Origin of the sequence: Streptomyces alkaliterrae, from assembly GCF_007097205.2 — a bacterium.
GTDB classification, from domain to species: domain Bacteria; phylum Actinomycetota; class Actinomycetes; order Streptomycetales; family Streptomycetaceae; genus Streptomyces; species Streptomyces alkaliterrae.
The window spans coordinates 1-14,658 of record NZ_VJYK02000129.1 but is presented as its reverse complement, the minus strand read 5'-3'; the positions used below and the strand labels follow the sequence as shown (position 1 = coordinate 14,658).

Below are 14,658 nucleotides of genomic sequence, written 5' to 3'. Positions count from 1 at the left end.
TCCCCGACCCACGCCGCCTCCGCAGCCGACCACCCCGACGGCCCAGCCGACACCGCCGCCTCCCGGCCGCCCACCGCCGGTCCGCCCTGCGCGAACGTCCGTGCGGGACAGGCCCGGCGGTGCTTGGGTGGCCGGATGGAGATCCTGATACTGGGCGGAACGGCTTGGCTGGGGCGGGAGTTGTCGCGCCAGGCAGTCACGCGCGGCCACCGGGTGACGTGCCTGGCCCGTGGCGCGAGCGGGCACGTCGCGGACGGCGCGCGGCTGGTGACCGCCGACCGGCGCGACGCCTCGTGCTACGCCCGGCTGCCCGACCAGGAGTGGGACGCGGTCGTCGAGGTCTCCTGGCAGCCCGGCTACGTCCGCGGAGCGCTCGACGCGCTGGGCGGCAGAGCCCGGCACTGGTGCTACGTCTCCTCTATCAGCGCCTACGCCTCCCACGCCGAGCCGGGCGCGGACGAGTCCGCCCCGCTGCTGCCGCCGACCGACCGCGACGACGTCGACCGCGCGCTCTACGGCGAGGCCAAGGCTGCCTGCGAGCGGGCGTCGACGGCCGCCGTCGGCGACCGGCTGCTGATCGCGCGCGCCGGACTCATCGGCGGCCCCGGAGATCACAGCGGACGGTCCGGCTACTGGGTCACCCGGGCCGCACGGGACCCGCGGGGCGCACTGCTCGCCCCCGACGAACCGGCCATGCCCACCCAGACGGTCGACGTCCGGGACCTCGCCGCCTGGCTGCTGGACCGCGCCGAGACCCGGACGACGGGCGTCTACGACACGGTCGGACCGCTTGTCCCGTTCGCCGACTGGCTCGCGCTCTCACGTGCGGTCGGCGGGCACACGGGCCCGGTGGTCGAGGCCCCCTCGGCCTGGCTGCTGGCGCACGAGGTCACCCAGTTCATGGGCGACGAGTCGCTGCCGATGTGGGCGGTCGAAGCCGGGAAGGAGGGCTGGGCGGCGCGAAGCGGGGCGGCGGCGCTGGCCGCGGGGCTGCGCCACCGGCCGCGCGTCGAACTGCTCGCCGACACCCTGAGGTGGGAGCGCGCGCAGGGTCTCGACCGCCCCAGACGCGCCGGCCTCAGCGCAGCCCGCGAACGCGCACTGCTCAAAGCGCTCGGTCGCGAAGCACTCGGACGCGAAGCACTCGGACGCGACGCGTCCGGCTGATCCCCTTCCGGCCGGATCGCGCCGTGCCTGGCAGAGTCCCGCCCGGCTGAACCGCGCCCCGCTGGACCGCACCAGGCCGCGCCACGTCCAGCGCAGGGGCCGGGCCCGCGCCCGACTGAACCGCCTCCGACTGAACCGCACCGGACCGCGCCGGGCCGGGCAAGGCGGGACCGCGTCCGGCTGGACCGCGCCAGGCCTGGCCGCGCAGAGCCGGGCCCGCGGCCGCTTGCGGAGCCACGCGGCTCGGTCGCCCGCGTCACGTCGCCGGCAGGCGGCGGCTCACGGCGTCGGCCAGATGCGGGTGAAGGCGGCGCGGGCGGCCTCGACCTCGTGGCGCTGGTCGGCGTGGAGGACGCCGAGGGCGTAGGCGGTGGTCGGGGCGATGCGCGGGGTGCGCCCGGCGGCTGCCGCCGCGGCGGCGGCCTCCGCTGCGTCGCGGTGGCGGTCGAGCTGGTGTCCGGCGAGCAGCAGCGCGCCGTGCAGCGGCGCCGTCGTGTCGTCCGCGCCCGGGTCGCCGACCAGGACCTCGAGCCCGTACCGGGTGAGGCGGGCGAGGTGGCGCACCTGGTGCCAGGCGGCGTCGTGGCGGCCCTCCTCGGCGGTCAGGGTGTGCGCGAGCGCCTGGCTGCCGGTCGGCAACGCCTCGACGGCCTCGACCAGCCGCCGGTGGGTCAGCTCGGCGAGCGGGCCGAGCGTCAGTTCGGCGGGGCGGTCGGCGGCCCGGTCCTGGACGGGGGCGTCGGAGGCGAGTACGGCGACCTCGTCGGCCACCGCGTGGAAGCGGCCGGAGCCGAGCGCCCGCAGGGCGGCGGAGTGGGCGCGGGTGCGGGCCAGGGTGAGCTGGCGTTCCAGCAGGGCGCCGGCCTTGGCCGCGCCGGCGCCGGGGCGGCCGGTGCGCGGCGGTTCGTCCCGCTCCCCGCCCGGACCGCCGTCGCCGCCCCCCGCCGGCGACGACAGCCTGTGGAGCGCGGCCAGCAGCCGGTCCAGCCGGGCCGCGTAGGCGTGTTCTCTGGCCAACACGCCTGACAACCAGCGCAGTTCGGCGCTGACCCGGTCCGCCCAGGCGCTGTCGAGCAGCGGGCGGAACGTGTGCAGGGCGCCGCTGATGCGGCGGGCCGAGCGGCGCAGCAGCCGCACGGCCTCGGCGGCCTGGGCCGCCGTCTCGGCGCTGCCGGCGTTCTCGTCGTGCAGTCGGAGGCCGCGCAGCAGCTCGGCGGCCTGCCGGTTGAGGTAGCCGGCCAGCGCCTCTCCCGCCGTGGTCGTGTCCTGCGGCCCGCGCGGGGCGGGTGGGCCTGCCGGCGGCGCCCCGGTGGGGGCCTCGGACGGCTCGGGGAGCCGTCGTGCGGTCAGGTCATGTCGTGGGACCACGTCGGCGCCTCCGGGCGTCGATGAGCATTTCCTGGACGTGTCGCAGCGGTCGGCCCTCGGCGTCGACGGCGTGCCTGGTCCATTCGCCGTCGGGTCCGAGGTGCCAGGAGGCCGTGGAGTCGGCGACGCCGGTCTCCAGCAGCCGGTCGATCGCCGCGCGGTGGCCGGGGTCGGTGACCCGGACCAGCGCCTCGATGCGGCGGTCGAGGTTGCGGTGCATGAGGTCGGCGCTGCCGATCCAGATCTCCGGCTCGCCGCCCCCGCCGAAGGCGAACACCCGCGAGTGCTCCAGGAAGCGGCCCAGCACGCTGCGCACCCTGATGTTCTCGCTGAGCCCGGGTACGCCGGGGCGCACCGCGCAGATGCCGCGCACCCAGACGTCCACCGGCACACCCGCCTGGGAGGCCCGGTACAGGGCGTCGACGACGGTCTCGTCGACGATCGAGTTGACCTTGATGCGGATGTACGCGGGGTGCCCGGCGCGGTGGTGGCCGATCTCCTTGTTGATCCGGGCCACCAGTCCGTCGCGCAGCGAGGTGGGGGCGACCAGCAGCCGCCGGTAGGTCTCCCGGCGACTGTACCCGGAGAGCCGGTTGAACAGGTCGGACAGGTCCGCGCCGACCTGCTGGTCGGCGGTGAGCAGGCCCAGGTCCTCGTAGAGCCGGGCGGTCTTGGGGTGGTAGTTGCCGGTGCCGACGTGCGAGTAGCGGCGCAGGTGCTCGCCCTCCTGCCGGACGACGAGCGAGAGCTTGCAGTGCGTCTTGAGGCCGACGATGCCGTAGACCACGTGGCAGCCGGACTCCTCCAGCTTGCGCGCCCACTTGATGTTGGCCTGCTCGTCGAACCTGGCCTTGATCTCCACGAGGACCAGCACCTGCTTGCCGGACTCGGCGGCGTCTATGAGCGCGTCGACGATCGGCGAGTCGCCGGAGGTCCGGTACAGCGTCTGCTTGATCGCGAGGACGTCCGGGTCGGCGGCGGCCTGCTCCAGGAAGGCCTGCACGGAGGTGGAGAAGGAGTCGTAGGGGTGGTGCAGCAGCACGTCGCGTTCGCGAAGAGCCGCGAAGACGTCGGGGGCGGAGGCGGTCTCCACCTCGGCGAGGTCCCGGTGGGTGCCGGCGACGAACTTCGGGTAGCGCAGCTCGGGGCGGTCGACGGCCCCGACGATCGCGGACAGGCCCGTCAGGTCCAGCGGGCCGGGCAGCGGGTAGACCTCGGCGTCGGAGATCTTCAGCTCGCGCACCAGCAGGTCGAGCACGTACGGGTCGATGGTCTCCTCGACCTCCAGCCGCACGGGCGGGCCGAAGCGGCGGCGCATGAGTTCCTTCTCCAGCGCCTGGAGCAGGTTCTCCGCGTCGTCCTCCTCGACCTCCAGGTCCTCGTTGCGGGTGACCCGGAACATGTGGTGCGCCAGTACCTCCATGCCGGGGAACAGCTCTTCCAGATGCGCCGCGATCACGTCCTCCAGCGGCACGAACCGGCGCGGTGACGCCTCGAAGAACCGCGAAAGCAGCGGCGGAACCTTCACACGTGCGAAGTGCTTGTGTCCGCTGATCGGGTTGCGGACGACCACGGCGAGGTTGAGCGAGAGCCCGGAGATGTAGGGGAACGGGTGCGCCGGGTCGACGGCCAGCGGCGTCAGCACGGGGTAGATGCGCTGTCGGAAGAGAGTGAACAGGCGGGCCTGCTCCTTCTCCGTCAGATCGGCCCAGCGGATCAGGTGGACGCCCTCGTCGGCGAGCGCCGGGGAGACGTCCTGCTGGTAGCAGGCGGCGTGCCGGGCCATCAGCTCCCGCGAGCGGGTCCAGATCAGTTCCAGCACCTCGCGCGGCTGGAGCCCGGACGCCGAGCGGGTGGCCACGCCCGTCGCGATGCGGCGCTTGAGGCCGGCCACCCGGACCATGAAGAACTCGTCCAGGTTGCTGGCGAAGATCGCCAGGAAGTTCGCGCGTTCCAGCAGCGGGGTGCTGGGGTCCTCGGCCAGTTCCAGCACACGCTCGTTGAACGCCAGCCAGCTGCGCTCACGGTCGAGGAAGCGGTCGGCGGGCAGTTCCTCGGCTCCCTCGGCGGAGGGCGGCAGGTCGTCCGGGTCGGAGTCCAGACCCGCGTCGATCTCGGCGTCCCGGTCCGGGACGGAGGACCGCTCCGGGGCCAGCGTCGACTCCCCCGCCAGCCGGTCGCCGGACGAACCGTCCGCCGACCGGGCGGCGGCTATCGGCCCGGCCGCCGGGGCGGCTGCCGCGGAAGCCGCCACCGCGCCGGCGCGGGGCGAGGCGGCGCGGGTCGAGGCGGCCTTGCGGGAGGAGGAGGACTGCGCTGACTGGCTCATTCCCCTATTCTTCCGCGCGGCGGCCCGCCCGTCCCGCGCGGCTGGCGCGACCGGGTGGGCGGCGGCCGTCGCCTGGCCGGAGACGGGCTGATCGGGCTGCATTCCGCGATGCTCGCAAGCCAGTCTGAATCCATGGTTACGTCGACATGGCCGTAAGGAGATCCACTGAGGTGCGGCGAGGAGCCGGGGCCCTGGCGGGCCGGGGGCTCGCCGACGCGCGAGGGGCAGTGGTTCGCCACGACGCGGACGGCGATGTCGCGGCGGCGTGGACCCGCTGCCACAGGCACGCCCCTGGGACATCCGCTCTCCAAGCGACGTCGGCCACCAGCTCCGGCTTCGGGCGGGAGGCGCGCACCCCGGCGGCGGCGCGACCGGAGTCGCGGGCCCGGCGCGGATGTGCGCGGCTCCGCGCACGGCGCGTCCGGGCTCGGAGCCGCGCGAAGGCTGCCGGCGGGGCGGCCCGCCCCGTGGGGGTCAGTGGCCGGTGAGGTGGCGGGCGGGTCCTGCGCCTTGTTGGGCGGCCTGGTCCTCGGGATTGGCGAGCGCGCAGCTGCTCAGGGAGAGGCAGCCGCAGCCGATGCAGTCGGTGAGGTCGTCCCGCAGCTCCTCCAACTCCCTGATCCGCGCGTTCAGGTCCTCGCGCCAGCACTCGGAGAGCCGCTGCCAGTCCTCGGGGGTGGGGGTGCGGTTGTCCGGGAGGAGCGCGAGCGCGGCGCGGATGGCGTCGAGGGAGATGCCGACCCGCTGGGAGGCCCGGATGAAGGCGACGCGCCGCAGCGTGTCACGGGCGAAGCGACGCTGGTTGCCGGAGGTGCGGGTGCTGTGGATGAGCCCGTTGCGCTCGTAGAAGCGCAACGCGGACGGCGCCACGCCGCTCCGTTCCGCGACCTGGCCGACGGTGAGATGGCGTGCTTTCCAGGAGACAGACGTCATGCGCACACCATACCGCTTGACTTCAACCTGACTTCAACTGTGAGGCTGTGGTCAGCCGGGCGGGCCGGAAGCCCTCCGGGTGTGCCACGCGGTGAACTCGACTACCAGGAGACCGACATGACCGACCGTCAGCCCCGCCTCGCAGTGATCATCGGCAGCGTCCGGGACGGCCGTTTCGGCCCGACCGTCGCGAGCTGGTTCGCCGAGCGGGCCACCGAGCACGGCCGCTTCGAGGTGGATCTGATCGATCTCGCGGACCACCCGCTGCCCGTGGTGATGCCGGCCTGGGGCGGTGAGACGGACCCGGCCGTCGACCGCGTCCAGAAGGAGCTGGGCGCCCGGCTCACGGACGCCGACGCGTTTGTCGTGGTCACACCCGAGTACAACCACAGCTTCCCGGCGGCGCTCAAGAACGTCATCGACTGGTACCGCGAGGAGTGGTTCGCCAAGCCGGTCGGGCTGGTCTCCTACGGCGGCCAGAGCGGCGGCATCCGGGCCGCCGAACAGCTGCGGCAGGTGTTCCCCGAGATGCACGCGCTGACCGTCCGGGACGCGCTCAGCTTCCACAACGCCTGGGAGGTCTTCGGCAGCGACGGTCAGCCGAAGGACGCCGAGGCCACCGCAGCGGCGGCCAAGAACATGCTCGGCCAGCTCGAGTGGTGGGCCACCACGCTGGGCGAGGGCCGCGAGAAGCGCCCCTACGGCGCCTGAGGGCCGGCGGGCGCCGCCGCCCCCGCGAGGGGTCGGCGAGCGCCGCCGACAGAGAGGCGGCCCGGCATCCCGTATGTATGGAGGGGTGGGATGCCGGGCCGCCGCCGTGCGCCGGAGCGCCGTGAGCAGACTACGGTCCGCCGGCCCGAACGTTAAGTCGCCGGGCGCCGGTTGCCGGATCGCGTCCGCGGATCACCGGACCCGCGTCAGCGGATCACCGGACCCGCGTCGGCGGACCATCGGACCCGCGTCAGCGGATCACGGTGATCCGGTCGGCGGCCGGGGCCTTCAGCGGGTTCGCCGCGGAGCTGTTCCCCGTCAGGTACGCCTCCAGGGCGTCCCGGTCGAGACCGCCGACCACCGGGTTGGTGCCCTGGGCGAAGGTCGGGAACCCGTCGCCGCCGCCGGCGAGGAACGAGTTCATCGCGACCCGGTAGGTGCGGCCGAGGTCCAGCGGTTCGCCGTTCACCCGCACCGAGTCGGCCACCACCCGGTCCGCGCCGGAACGCGTCAGGTCCAGGGTGTAGGTGAAGCCGGCCGAGACCTGGAGGACCTTCGGCGCCCCCTCGTTCGGGCCGCTGACCTGCTCGCGGAGGATCTGGAGCAGCTGGGCGCCGGTGAGGTCGGCCAGGTTCACCGTGTTGGAGAACGGCTGCACCTCGAACGCCTCGCCGTAGGTGACCACGCCGTCGCCCTCGTCGCCGGAGGCCTTGTAGACGAGGTCGGTGCGCAGACCGCCGGGGTTCATCAGGGCCAGTTCGGTCTTCGGGTCGAGGGTCCGGGCGTAGGCGAGCTGCGAGTCGGCGACCAGGTCGCCCAGCGGGGACTCGGGGATCGTGCGGTCCTGGCCTATGTCCTCGGCGATCCAGCCGATCGGCCGGTTGGCGACCGGTCCGGCCAGCTTGTCCCAGTAGCCGATGAGCTTCGTCAGGTCCCGCGCCTTGGGCTGCTGCCGGTGCACGACCTTGTTCACGCCGCGCACGGAGGTGCGGACGATGTCCTTGGTGCGGCGGTCGTAGGACATGGTCAGCTCGGTGAAGAGCCGGCCGTTGGAGGCGCCGGAGGTGACCAGTCGGTCGTTGCCCTTCGGGTCCGGCACGGTGCACACGTAGGCCTGGTGGGTGTGGCCGGTGACCAGCGCGTCGACGCCCGCGTCGGTGCGGCGGGCGATGTCCACGATCGGGCCGCTCAGGCCGGCGCCGTCGGCGTCGCAGTTGTGGTTGTACGCCTGCGAGGACGGGTATCCGCCCTCGTGGATCAGCGCGACGACGGCGTTGACGCCCTTGCGCTTCAGCTCCTTGGTGTACTTGTTGATCGTGTCGGCCTCGTCGAGGAACTTCAGGCCCTTGATGCCCTCACCGGAGACGATGCCCGGGGTGTCCTCCAGGGTCACTCCGATGAAGCCGACCTTCACGCCCTTGAGGTTCTTGACCGTGTAGGGCGCGAGCAGCGGCTTCTTCGTCTTCTCGTGGACGACGTTGGCGGCGAGGATCGGGAAGTTCGCGCCCATGAAGCGGCGGTCGTCGGCGTAGCAGCCGTCCTCCGGGTGGCAGCCGCCGCGCTGCTTGCGCAGCAGTTCCTTCGCGCCCTCGTCGAACTCGTGGTTGCCGACGCCGACGACGTCCATGCCGACCTTGTTCAGCGCCTCGATGGTCGGCTCGTCGTGGAAGAGGCCGGAGAGCATCGGGGTCGCGCCGACCATGTCGCCGGCGGCGACCGTCACCGAACGCGCCTTGCCGGCCCGGGCCTTGCGCAGCGCGGTGGCCAGGTACTCGACGCCGCCGGCGTCGATCGCCTCGGTGCTGCCGTCCGGGTGCTGGTGGGTCACCCGTCCGCCGGAGCCGGTCGGCGGCTCCAGCGCGCCGTGGAAGTCGTTGATGGCCAGCACCTGGAGGTCGACGGTGTGGCCGTGCTTGCCGTGCTTGCCGTGCTTCGCGGCGCTCTGCGCCGTCGCGTCCTTCTCGGCCTTGCTGTTGCTGGCCTGGGCGGCGGGCAGGGAGACGGCGCTCATCGCGGCCACCGCGACGAGTCCCGTCGCGGCGACCGCGAGTCTGGTCGTCCTCCGGCGGGCGGGGGAAGTGGGCATGTCGTGTACCCCTCGGGGAGTGAATGGTCCGGCGCCCGGGAGCGTGCTCCCGGGCGGATCGCAGCAGACGGCAGCCTACGGTCAACGCGCGTAGCGTGTCAGGAGGGCTGCGGTGACCAACCGGTTGCCGGGGGGTGACACCGGACACGTCACCGGGGCCGCTCCCGGCCCGTCGACAGCTACGCTTCTGTCATGACTGACGTCGTTGCTGTAGAGCAGGTTTCGGACGACATCGTCCGGGAAGCCCTCGCCCTCATCGAGGAAGCCGCACGGGTGGACGGACAGCCGGCCGTCTCCGAACAGGGCCGGCTCCAGCTGCGCGGCGGGCCCCGCGAGGGGGTCACCCACTTCCTGGTGCGCTCGGGCGGCGCCCTGGTGGGGTACGGCCAACTGGAGGACGTCGACCCGGTGGAGGCGCCGGCCGGCGAGTTCGTCGTCCACCCGGCCCACCGGGGCCAGGGCTTCGGCAGGGCGCTCGGCCAGGCGCTGCTCGCCACCTCCGGACGCCGGCTGCGCGTGTGGGCACACGGCGGTCACGCCGCCGCCCGCCACCTGACGCAGTCGCTGGGCATGACCCTCTTCCGCGAACTGCGCCACATGCGGATGCCGCTGTCGGTCGACGCGTTGCCGGAGGCGCGCTACCCGGACGACGTGGAGGTCCGCACGTTTGTCCCCGGCAAGGACGACGCGGCCTGGCTCGCCGCCAACGCCGCCGCGTTCGCCCACCATCCCGAGCAGGGCGCCCTCACCCAGCGCGACCTGGACGCCCGCAAGGAGGAGCCGTGGTTCGACCCGGCGGGCTTCTTCCTCGCCGAGCGCCGGGGCGAGCTGGTCGGCTTCCACTGGACGAAGGTGCACGAGGCGGAACGACTCGGCGAGGTCTACGTCGTCGGTGTCGTCCCGGACGCGCAGGGCGGCGGCCTCGGCAAGGCGCTCACCCTCACCGGGCTGCGCCATCTGGCCACCGACCGCCACGTGCAGAACGCGATGCTGTACGTCGACGCCGACAACACCGCCGCCGTCGGCGTCTACGAACGCCTCGGCTTCCGCATCTACGAGGTCGACCTGATGTACCGCACGGAGACCTGAGCCCCTACCGGCTCGTGTGCCGTGGCGGCCCACCGCGGGCCGCCACGGCGTTCGGCTCACTCAGCAGTCGCCGCCCCAGACGGCGTGGTTGAGGGTGACGTTGCCGTAGAGCCGGTAGGTGGTGCCGTTGGGCATGTCCTCGGGGTAGTGCAGGCAGCCCGAGGACGTGGCGCCGCCGGACCAGGTGGCCTTCCACCAGATGTGGTCGGCGCCGGGGTAGCGCTTCCCGTGGTTGACGATCGACATGCCGTTGGACGACTTGAGGTTGTAGAGGTTGCCCTTCGACTTCCATGTCGGCTTGCCGCTGAACGACGTGTTGTTCCAGACGCACACGTACTCACGCGGGCAGTCGCTCTTCGCGGCGGACGCGGCCGGGGCCATCGCCAGACCCGTGACCGCCAGACCGAGAGCGCTGACCCCGACAACCGCACGACGAAGTATGTTCCGTTTCACCGGTTTCCTCCTGGTGTGTAGGGCTTCGCGGAGGAGAGTAGTAAGGAAGCCGGCAGTGCGTACCCTCGGACATCCGAGGGCAGCCATCTCGACTCCCCATGCGTCACCCGGAGTTCAGCGGAGGCCCATGCCGGGCGACTTCGGTGCCGTCGCCTCGTGGGGCAGGGTGAGCGGGGTGCCGGAGGCGTCGTGGCGGCGGGGTGCGCGCCGACCGGTGAGGGCCACGAGGGCGGCGAGGACGAGCACGGAGAGGGCGGCGGCGGTCAGATAGCCGGCCTGTACGGAGAGTCCGTCGACGACGGGCCCGAGCAGCAGCGGCGACGCGAACTGGCCGGTGAACACCGCCGTCCCCGACAGCGCGACGGCCCGCCCCTGCTGCCCGGCCGGCGCGCTGTCGCCGAGCAGCACGGTGGCGGCCGGCATCATCACACCGGCGCCCAGACCGAACAGCGCCAAGGCGAGGACCGCGAGGACAAGCGAGGAGGTCAGCCCGAGCAGCACGAAGGCGGCGGCCCACAGCACGACGGCCGAGCGCAGGATCGTCAGGTAGCCGAACCGCCCACGCAGCCGGGCGTATCCGAGGCCCACGAGCATCATGGCAAGGGTGCTCGCCATGTTCACGAGCGCGACCAACAGCGGTGCACTGACGCCGAGTTCGGCGAGGCGCAGCGGCATGAAGACGACCAGGGCGTAGAGCAGTACGGCGACGGCACCCAGCAGGGCGCTCCAGCCGAGCACGGCGGGCGCGCGGCGCAGCATGGTCAGGGTGCTCCCGGACGGCCCCGGCCGCGTGTCGGTGCCGGTGAGCCGCCCGGCAGGCATGACACACCAGACGGCGACGCCGAGCGGTACACCCAGCAGGTAGATCGCGAAGGGCGCGTGCCAGCTCAGGCCGCCGACCGCACCGGCGAGCAGCGGCCACGCGACGCCGCCGAGGCTCATCGCCGTCGAGCGCCAGCCCATCACCCGGTCCCGCACGGACCCCCGGTAGAGCGCGAGCATGGCGACGGTGGTGGCGGAGAACACCACGGCCGCCCCCACGCCGAAGACGATCCGGCCGGCGATCAGCGCCGGGTAGGAGTCGGCGACCATGCCCGCGCCGCCGGCCACGCCGTAGATCACCAGACCGGCGGCGAGCGGGGTGCGCACGCCGACGCGGTCGATCAGGGCGCCGACCGCCGGGCTGACGACGGCGACGACCAGCGCGTGCGCGGTGAGGACAAAGCCGACGGCGGTGCCGGAGACGCCGAGTTCGCCGCGTATCACCTCCAGCACGGGAGCGAGCACCGCGCCGGCCATCACGGCCAGTGTGGAGGCCAGCAGCATGACGGCGAGCACCGCCCGGCCGCCGCCCGGTTCTGTGGTTGTCGTCCGCATCTGGCACTCCGCTCGTCGCCGGCCGTGAAGCACCCGCCCGGGCTGGGCCGCCGGGGCGGGTGATCCGGTTACGGGACGACGGTAGGAGCTCAAGCGCGCTTGAGGTCAAGCGCCGGTGTTCAGGCGCGCTTGAACCTCCTGCCTCAGGGGACGCGCGGCGGGTGCTCCGGTGGCGGCGCGGGCGCGCCGGGCAGCGCCAGGCACGCCTCAGTGCCCCCGCCGGACAGGGGCCGCAACTCCACGGTCCCACCCGCCCGTTGGGCGGTGCGGGCGACGATCGACAGTCCGAGACCGGAGCCCGGCAACCCACGGGCGCTGGGGGAGCGCCAGAACCGGTCGAAGACGTAGGGCAGTTCCTCCGCCGGAACGCCGGGCCCTTGGTCGCGCACGCACAGCACGCCGCCGCTCAGCGACACCGTCACCTCACCTCCGGCCGGGCTGAACTTCACCGCGTTGTCGAGCAGGTTGACCACCGCGCGTTCCAGCGCGGCCGGCTCGGCCCGCACGTACCAGGGCGTCAGATCGGCACTGATCGTGATGCCCGTCCCGCGCAACCGGACCCGCTCGACGGCCCGTTCGGTGGTCTCGTGCAGCCCGACGACCTCGGTGGCGGCCTGCGCCGGGGACGACTCCGGCCGGGACAGCTCCTGGAGATCGCCGATGAGCGCGGAGAGTTCGGCCATCTGGGAACGCACCGAGTCCAGCAGCTCCCGCCGCTCCCGCTCGGGCAGCGGACGGCCGGTCCGCTCGCTGCGCACCAGCAGGTCGATGTTCATCCTCATCGAGGTGAGCGGGGTGCGCAGCTCGTGTCCGGCGTCGGCGATGAGCTGCTGCTGGAGGTCGCGGGAGGCGGCCAGCGCCCGCGTCATGCTGTTGAAGGAGCGGGAGAGCCGGGCGATCTCGTCGTCCCCCTCGACGGGGATTCGGACGGCGAGATCCTCCGTTCGCGCGACGTGCTCGACGGCGTCGGCGAGCCGGTCCACGGGCCGCAGCCCGGCCCGGGCGAGCGCCACACCCGCACCCGCCGAAGCCAGCACTCCCCCGGCGGCGACCAGCCCGAGCACCAGGCCGAGCCGGTCCAGCGACGCCTTCACCTCGTCCATCGGTCTCGCCACCGACATCGCCGCGTCCGTGCCCGGCAGCGGCTGTGTGAGCACCCGGTAGACGGTGCCGTCGGCGGCGGTCGCGTTGTGCAGGGACTCCGGCGCCTCGCCGCGCGCGACCTCCAAGTCATTCGGACTCACGTCCAGTTGGCGCTGGCCGAAGACCACACAACTCGTGCCGTGCCGGTCCACGATCCGCACGGTGGAGGCGAACGGGTTGGCGTCCTCGGCCCGCTCGTCGGACGGCACCGTCACACAGCGGCCCGCCTCCACCTGCCGCAGAACCAGCTGCACCGGCACCTGGCTGCGCCGCAGCGAGTCGTCCAACGAGGCGACCAGCTGCTCCCGGACGAGCAGCCAGGCGGCTAGCGAGCAGGCGGCCACCGCGAGCGCCACCACGGCGGCCGTCAGCAGCGCCAGCCTGCCGCGCAACGGCAGCCGCGCCACGCGACCGCTCGGGCGATCGCTGCCCATGGCCGCGTCCCCCGTCATCACGCGGCGCCCGGCCCGGTCGGCGGCTCACGCAGCACGTAGCCGACGCCGCGCACGGTCTGCACCAGCCGGGGCTCCCCACCCGCCTCCGTCTTCCGCCGCAGGTACATCACGTACACGTCCAGCGAGTTGGAGGACGGCTCGTAGTCGAATCCCCAGACCGCGTGCAGGATCTGCTGCCGCGTGAGCACCTGTCGTGGGTGGTTGAGCAGCAGCTCCAGCAGGGTGAACTCGGTGCGGGTCAGCTCCAGCGGCCGCCCGCCGCGCGTCACCTCGCGCGTCGCCGCGTTCATCCGCAGGTCGGCGAAGACCAGCTCGTCGGACTCGCCGGCCACCTCACCGCCGCCGCGCTCGTACCCGCTACGCCGCAACAACGCCCGTACCCGCGCGAGCAGTTCGTCCAGCTCGAACGGCTTCACGAGATAGTCGTCCGCGCCGGCGTCCAACCCGGTGACCCGGTCGCCGACGGTGTCCCGGGCAGTCAGCATCAGGATCGGCACCCGGCGGCCCTCCGCGCGCAGCCGCCGCGCCACCGTCAGCCCGTCCATCCGGGGCATCTGCACGTCCAGGACGATCAGCTCCGGCTCCGGGCCGGCGGCGACCCTGGCCAACGCCTCCACGCCGTCCACCGCCAGGTCGACCTCGTAGCCCTCGAAGCCGAGACCGCGCCGCAGCGCGTCCCGCACCGCCGGCTCGTCGTCGACGATCAGCACACTCATGTCGGTGAGTGTGCCACCGGCCTCGGCCGGGCCCTCAGCTCCCCGCGCGCAGGTCGTCAAGGATCTTCACCACGTCGTCGATCGGGATCGCGAAGCCGAGCCCCACGTTGCCGGCCTGGCCGCCCTGCCCGGGGCCCCCGCCGGTCGGCGAGTAGATCGCCGAGTTGATACCGACGACCCGGCCCGCCATGTCGAAGAGCGGACCGCCGGAGTTCCCCGGATTGAGCGCCGCGTCGGTCTGGATCGCCCGGTAACTCGTCGTACGCTCGCCCAGGTCGCCGTTGTACCGGCCGCCGCCGTACTCGAACGGCCAGTGCTCGCGCTGCCGCTCCCGCTCCCCGTCCTCCCGCGGCACGGTCACCTCCCGATCCAGCGCGGAGACGATCCCGCTGGTCACCGACCCGGTCAGCCCACTCGGCGAGCCGACGGCCACGACCTGGTCGCCCACGCGCAGCGACTTCGACCCGCCGAGCGCCGCCGGGGTGAGCCCGCGCACGCCCTCCGCCTTCAGCAGCGCCATGTCCAGATCCGGATCCGTGCCGACGACCCGCGCGCTGACGGTACGCCCGTCGCTCAACCGCACCTGGACGCGGTCGGCACCGGCCACGACGTGGTTGTTGGTCAGGATCTCCCCGTCCTTCGAGATCACCACCCCGGAGCCGGTGGCGCTGTCGGTACGCACCTCGACGACACTGGGCGTCACCTTCGCGGCGACGGACGCGACGGTGCCGGTGCCGTCCGCGCTGACGTTGGTGGCGTCGGCGCTGCCGCCGGGACCAGCGTCGGGCCGCCCCGCCGCCCACTGCCCACCTGCGACACCGACAGCCGCCC

The 14,658-nt window shown here is 73.3% G+C and carries 12 protein-coding genes; 3 read left to right on the top strand and 9 right to left on the bottom strand.

Annotation, left to right across the window (positions count from 1 at the left end):
* Window positions 1-135: 135 nt before the first annotated feature.
* The gene (locus tag FNX44_RS14060) at window positions 136-1,167 is read left to right on the top strand and encodes an NAD-dependent epimerase/dehydratase family protein (RefSeq protein WP_143648561.1); all 1,032 of its coding nucleotides are present in this window, start codon (window positions 136-138) and stop codon (window positions 1,165-1,167) included.
* Between the two features lie 279 nt (window positions 1,168-1,446).
* Here the strand turns inward: FNX44_RS14060 and FNX44_RS14055 are convergent, their stop codons facing one another.
* The 3 genes from FNX44_RS14055 to soxR form a co-directional block, all read right to left on the bottom strand.
* The gene (locus FNX44_RS14055) at window positions 1,447-2,535 is read right to left on the bottom strand and encodes a CHAD domain-containing protein (protein WP_143648560.1); all 1,089 of its coding nucleotides are present in this window, start codon (window positions 2,533-2,535) and stop codon (window positions 1,447-1,449) included.
* Complete coding sequence (locus FNX44_RS14050; protein WP_228449879.1) at window positions 2,519-4,864, bottom strand: RNA degradosome polyphosphate kinase; 2,346 nt, start codon at window positions 4,862-4,864, stop codon at window positions 2,519-2,521. The genes FNX44_RS14055 and FNX44_RS14050 overlap by 17 nt, the downstream gene beginning before the upstream one ends.
* A gap of 474 nt (window positions 4,865-5,338) precedes the next feature.
* Window positions 5,339-5,797 carry a redox-sensitive transcriptional activator SoxR gene (soxR, locus tag FNX44_RS14045; protein ID WP_143648559.1) on the bottom strand — a complete coding sequence of 153 codons (459 nt, stop codon included), beginning with the start codon at window positions 5,795-5,797 and terminating at the stop codon, window positions 5,339-5,341.
* A 117-nt stretch (window positions 5,798-5,914) separates the two neighbouring features.
* Between soxR and FNX44_RS14040 the strand changes: the two genes are divergently transcribed.
* Window positions 5,915-6,508 carry an NADPH-dependent FMN reductase gene (locus FNX44_RS14040; protein ID WP_143648558.1) on the top strand — a complete coding sequence of 198 codons (594 nt, stop codon included), beginning with the start codon at window positions 5,915-5,917 and terminating at the stop codon, window positions 6,506-6,508.
* Between the two features lie 250 nt (window positions 6,509-6,758).
* Here FNX44_RS14040 and FNX44_RS14035 read toward each other — a convergent pair whose 3' ends face one another.
* Window positions 6,759-8,594 (bottom strand): bifunctional metallophosphatase/5'-nucleotidase, encoded by a 1,836-nt coding sequence (locus tag FNX44_RS14035; protein WP_143648557.1) that lies wholly within the window; start codon window positions 8,592-8,594, stop codon window positions 6,759-6,761.
* Window positions 8,595-8,786: 192 nt separating this feature from the next.
* On the opposite strand from FNX44_RS14035, the gene mshD reads away from it, so the two are divergent.
* Window positions 8,787-9,683 (top strand): mycothiol synthase, encoded by an 897-nt coding sequence (mshD, locus tag FNX44_RS14030; protein WP_143648555.1) that lies wholly within the window; start codon window positions 8,787-8,789, stop codon window positions 9,681-9,683.
* A gap of 60 nt (window positions 9,684-9,743) precedes the next feature.
* Here the strand turns inward: mshD and FNX44_RS14025 are convergent, their stop codons facing one another.
* From FNX44_RS14025 to FNX44_RS14005, 5 genes are all read right to left on the bottom strand, one after another.
* On the bottom strand, window positions 9,744-10,136 hold the full coding sequence (locus tag FNX44_RS14025; RefSeq protein ID WP_173019189.1) for a peptidase inhibitor family I36 protein: 393 nt from the start codon (window positions 10,134-10,136) through the stop codon (window positions 9,744-9,746).
* A 114-nt stretch (window positions 10,137-10,250) separates the two neighbouring features.
* On the bottom strand, window positions 10,251-11,513 hold the full coding sequence (locus FNX44_RS14020; protein WP_143648552.1) for an MFS transporter: 1,263 nt from the start codon (window positions 11,511-11,513) through the stop codon (window positions 10,251-10,253).
* Between the two features lie 143 nt (window positions 11,514-11,656).
* The gene (locus FNX44_RS14015; RefSeq protein WP_143648550.1) at window positions 11,657-13,090 is read right to left on the bottom strand and encodes a sensor histidine kinase; all 1,434 of its coding nucleotides are present in this window, start codon (window positions 13,088-13,090) and stop codon (window positions 11,657-11,659) included.
* Between the two features lie 17 nt (window positions 13,091-13,107).
* On the bottom strand, window positions 13,108-13,827 hold the full coding sequence (locus tag FNX44_RS14010) for a response regulator transcription factor (protein WP_143648548.1): 720 nt from the start codon (window positions 13,825-13,827) through the stop codon (window positions 13,108-13,110).
* A 34-nt stretch (window positions 13,828-13,861) separates the two neighbouring features.
* Window positions 13,862-14,658 (bottom strand): S1C family serine protease (locus FNX44_RS14005; protein ID WP_143648546.1); only part of this gene is annotated, 797 nt, incomplete at its 5' end.